Annotated in this window: 4 protein-coding genes and 1 pseudogene; all 5 read left to right on the top strand. The window is 68.2% G+C overall.

Annotation, left to right across the window (positions count from 1 at the left end; all coding sequences use genetic code 11):
• Positions 1-248 (top strand): annotated as a pseudogene (locus APM_RS19865) (UDP-N-acetylenolpyruvoylglucosamine reductase); the annotation flags it as partial.
• Positions 245-1,150, top strand: a complete 906-nt coding sequence (locus APM_RS15165) for a D-alanine--D-alanine ligase (protein WP_007424257.1) — start codon at positions 245-247, stop codon at positions 1,148-1,150. The pseudogene APM_RS19865 and the gene APM_RS15165, both read left to right, overlap by 4 nt.
• Positions 1,138-2,016: a cell division protein FtsQ/DivIB gene (locus APM_RS15160; protein WP_007424256.1), complete on the top strand. Its 879-nt coding sequence runs from the start codon at positions 1,138-1,140 to the stop codon at positions 2,014-2,016. Before APM_RS15165 ends, APM_RS15160 begins: the two co-directional genes overlap by 13 nt.
• A gap of 13 nt (positions 2,017-2,029) precedes the next feature.
• Positions 2,030-3,337, top strand: a complete 1,308-nt coding sequence (ftsA, locus tag APM_RS15155; RefSeq protein WP_007424255.1) for a cell division protein FtsA — start codon at positions 2,030-2,032, stop codon at positions 3,335-3,337.
• A 64-nt stretch (positions 3,338-3,401) separates the two neighbouring features.
• The coding region (ftsZ, locus tag APM_RS15150) for a cell division protein FtsZ (protein WP_007424254.1) at positions 3,402-4,478 on the top strand (1,077 nt) is incomplete at its 3' end.

Below are 4,478 nucleotides of genomic sequence, written 5' to 3'. Positions count from 1 at the left end.
CCTTCCGCAACCCCGAGGGCGACAAGGCCTGGCGGCTGATCGACGAGGCGGGATGTCGCGGGCTCATCCACGGCGGCGCGCAGGTTTCGGAAAAGCACTGCAATTTCCTCATCAATCTCGGCGAGGCGACCGCCGCCGACATCGAGGGCCTGGGCGAGACGGTGCGCCGGCGCGTGCGCGAGCGCACCGGCGTCGAGCTGATCTGGGAAATCCGCCGGGTCGGCCTGCCGTGCCGGGGTGCGGCATGAAGCGCGTCGCGGTCCTGCTCGGTGGCATTTCGGAGGAGCGTGAGGTCAGCCTCGCCTCCGGCCGGCAGGTTGCGGCGGCACTGCGCAAGGCGGGGTATGACGTGTTCGAGATCGAGGTCGGCGCCGATCTCGGCGCGGTGATCGCGGCGCTGACGCCGGCGCCGGATGCGGTATTCAACGCGCTGCACGGCCGTTTCGGCGAGGATGGGACGATCCAGGGCGTGCTCGACTACATGGGCATCCCCTATACCCATTCCGGCGTGCGGGCATCGTCGATGGCGATGGACAAGGGCGCGGCGAAGGCGGTTTTCGCCTCTGCCGGCCTGCCGCTGGCGCAGCACCGCATCGTGCCGCTGGACGAACTCGCGGAGGCCGATCCGCTGCCGCGGCCCTATGTCATCAAGCCGGTCAACGAGGGCTCCTCGGTCGGCGTGTTCATCCTGCGCGAGGGCGACAACCGCCGCGCCGATATCGCGCGCGCCTGGCGCCACGGATCGGTGGCGATGACCGAGGAATATGTTCCCGGGCGGGAACTTACCGTGTCGGTGCTCGAGGACCGGGCGCTGGCGGTCACCGAAATTCGTGCGGAGGGCTTCTATGACTACACGGCGAAATATGCCGCCGGTGCCTCTCGGCACGAGATTCCGGCGGACGTGCCGCCTTCGGTGAGCGCGCGGGCCAGGGATGTCGCGGTTGCGGCGCATCGCGCGCTTGGCTGCCGTGGAGCGACACGCTCGGATTTCCGCTACGACGATGAAACGGACCGGCTGGTGTTGCTGGAGGTGAACACCCAGCCGGGCATGACGCCAACCTCGCTGTTGCCCGAACAGGCGGCTCATTGCGGAATCGATTTCCCCGCGCTGTGCGCCTGGATGGTGGAGAATGCTGCATGCCGCGTGTGAAGCAGCGCAAGGCGACCGTCCAGGACCGTCCGAGTCCGCGCACGCTGTTGTTGCGCCGTTTGCGTCGGGCCGGACGGCCGACGGCGGTGCTCGGCGTCGTGGCATTGCTGTTGATCGCGGTGCCGCTTGGTCTGCGGGGCGTTCTGGCGGTGTTTCGGCCGGTGCGCGCCGCGGCGGCGACCGTGGCGGCCGATGCGGGATTCCGGATTGCCCATATTGAACTGAGCGGCGTTACGCCGGGATCGCGCGCCGTTGTCGAGCGCGCGCTCGATGTCGAGCACGGCAAGGCGATCTTCGCTGTATCGCCGGCGGCCGTGGCAGCCCGGGTCGGAGCGCTGGGCCTGGTGCGCAGCGCCGTTGTCGAGCGCGTGCTGCCTGACACGTTGCGGGTCGAGGTCACCGAACGCCGCGCCGTTGCGATCTGGCAGCGGCCGGATGGGCGCTTCGCGCTGGTCGGCGCTGGTGGCGCGGTGCTGGAGGATCGCGATGCAGGGGCAGCCCGGGCGCATGATCCGAATCTGAGGCTGCTGGTCGGCGCTGGTGCGCCGAAGCATGCCCAGGACCTGCTCGACCTGCTCGCCCGGTTTCCCGCGATCGATTCGAAGGTGGTTGCCGCCGAGCGGATCGACCGGCTGCGCTGGAACCTGATCCTGCGCGATCACACGGTGGTGGAACTGCCGGATTCCCATCCCGCTCGTGCGCTGACCGTGTTGATGCAGGCCGAGCGGAAGATTCGCCTTCTGGATCGGCCGGTGCGCCGGATCGACCTGCGGCTTGCCGACCGCCTGGTGGTGCGCCCCTACCCGAAAGGTTTCGTGACCGACGCCGCTACGCCGTCCGCAGCATCCGGGAAACACAAGTCATGAGGGAGGCACGGGCATGAACGATCTGTCCCGCCGCGCGACGCTGACCGCGACACGGGCCGAACCGCGCCAGCAGGAAACGCGCCGCCAGCCCGCGCGATCTGGCCCGTTCGGCGTGCTGGATATCGGTTCGACCAAGATTTCCTGCCTGATCGGCCGCGCCGAGAGCGATGGACGGCTGCGCGCCCTCGGCTTCGGCTGGCAACGTGGGCGAGGGGTAAAATCGGGCGGCATCGTTGATCTGGAAGACGCGGAGAAGGCGATCCGTGCTGCTGTGGGCGCGGCGGAGGACCAGGCCGATATGCGGCTGAAATCGGTCACGGTGAACCTGTCATGCGGGCAGCCGGAGAGCCGGCTGTTCAACGTGCAGTGGCCGATCGACGGCCGCGCCGTGACCGAGGATGACATCCGCCGCGTGGTGCGCGAGGCGCGGGCCCGCGCGGCATCCGAGGGGCGCGGCACGATTCATGCCCTGCCGCTCAATTTCTCCACCGACGAGACCGGCGGCGTCGCCGATCCGCGCGGACTTTATTGCGATACGCTGACCGCGCAGCTTCATGTGGTCGATGCCGCCACCACGGCGATCAAGAGCGTCACCGCCTGCCTCGAACGATGCGAGCTCGAGATTGCCTCGATGGTGTCGGCGCCGTTTGCCTCGGGCCTCGCAACATTGGTGGAGGACGAGCGGGAACTCGGCGCCACCGTGATCGACATGGGCGGCGGCACGACGACGATCGCGGTCTTCGCCGAAGGTCAGATGCTGCACACGGCGCAACTGCCGGTCGGCGGCAATCACGTCACCAACGACGTCGCCCGGCTGCTTTCCACCCAGGTGGCGCATGCCGAGCGGCTCAAGACGCTCTATGGCACCTGCCAGGAAAGCCCGGACGATGCGCGCGAGCTGCTGCCAGTGCCCCTCGTGGGCGAGGCCGAGCACCAGATCGCCAAGGTGCCGCGCAGCGCGCTGGTTTCGATCATCCGCCCGCGGCTCGAGGAGATCTTCGAGCTGGTGCGCGACCGGATCGAGACTTCCGGGCTCGGCCGGGCGGCAGGGGCGCGCGTGGTGCTGACCGGCGGCGCGTCGCAACTGGTCGGTGCCCGCGAACTGGCGGCACAGATCCTCGACCGCCAGGTGCGGATCGGCAAGCCCATCGGCGTCATCGGCCTGCCCGACGCCGCCACCGGGCCGAATTTCGCCACGATGATCGGCCTGCTCGCCTTCGCCAGCGGCGACGGCCAGACGATGCATGACATCGATCTGACCGCTGCCGCGCCGCAGGGCCGCCTCGCCCGTTTCATGAACTTGCTCATGCGGCGGATGTGATGAGCGAACGCCATCGCATCCTTGCTGCCCATCGTTTCACGCCCGCCTGCCAGGAGACGCAGACATGACCCTGAACCTGATCCGACAGACCACGACACAGACAGATTTCACGCCGCGAATCACGGTGATCGGCGTTGGCGGTGGGGGCACCAACGCGGTCAACAACATGATCGCGCTGAACCTGCCGGGCGTGGAATTCGTCGTCGCCAATACCGATGCACAACAGTTGATGCTCTCGCGTGCCGAGCGGAGGATCCAGCTTGGGCCCCATATCACCCAGGGTAACGGTGCGGGCGGACGGCCGGAAATCGGCAAGGCGTCGGCTGAGGAAGCGTCGGAAGACCTGGCCCGCCATCTCGACGGCGCGCATATGGTGTTCATCACCGCGGGCATGGGTGGCGGCACGGGCACGGGGGCCGCGCCGGTCATCGCGCGGATGGCGCGCGAGCGCGGCATCCTGACCGTCGGCGTGGTGACCAAGCCTTTCGCCTTCGAGGGGCGCCGCCGCCTGCGCTCCGCCGAGGAGGGGATCAACGAGCTGCAGCAGTTCGTCGATACGCTGATCGTGATTCCGAACCAGAACCTCTTCAAGGTGGCCAACGAGCGGACAGGCTGGAAAGAAGCCTTCGAGATGGCCGACCATGTGCTCTACATGGGCGTGCGCGGCGTCACCGACCTGATGGTGGTTCCGGGCCTCGTGAACCTCGACTATGCCGACATCCGCTCGGTGATGTCGGTGATGGGCAAGGCGATGATGGGCACCGGCGAAGCCGAGGGCGAGGATCGCGCGATCCGCGCCGCGGAGGCGGCGATTTCCAATCCGCTGCTGGAAGACACCAACATGAAGGGCGCGCGCGGGCTGCTGATCAACATCACCGGCAGTTCCGACTTCTCGCTGCATGAACTCGACCAGGCGGCGAACCGCATCGCCGAGGAAGTCGACGAGGATGCGAACATCATGGTCGGCATGGCGCTGGATGAGAGCCTGGGAGGCCGGGTGCGGATTTCGGTGGTGGCGACCGGGATCGACACGCCAGTGCCGGCACAGGCCGAGCGGCCGCGCCTGGCCGCGGTTTCGGGCGACAGCGTGATGGTGGAGGCGAACGCGACAGTGGCGGCGCAGCCGCATATGACCGCGGCG

This window comes from Acidiphilium sp. PM, from assembly GCF_000219295.1.
GTDB classification, from domain to species: Bacteria; Pseudomonadota; Alphaproteobacteria; order Acetobacterales; family Acetobacteraceae; genus Acidiphilium; species Acidiphilium multivorum.
This window is presented reverse-complemented; position numbering and strand designations above follow the sequence as displayed.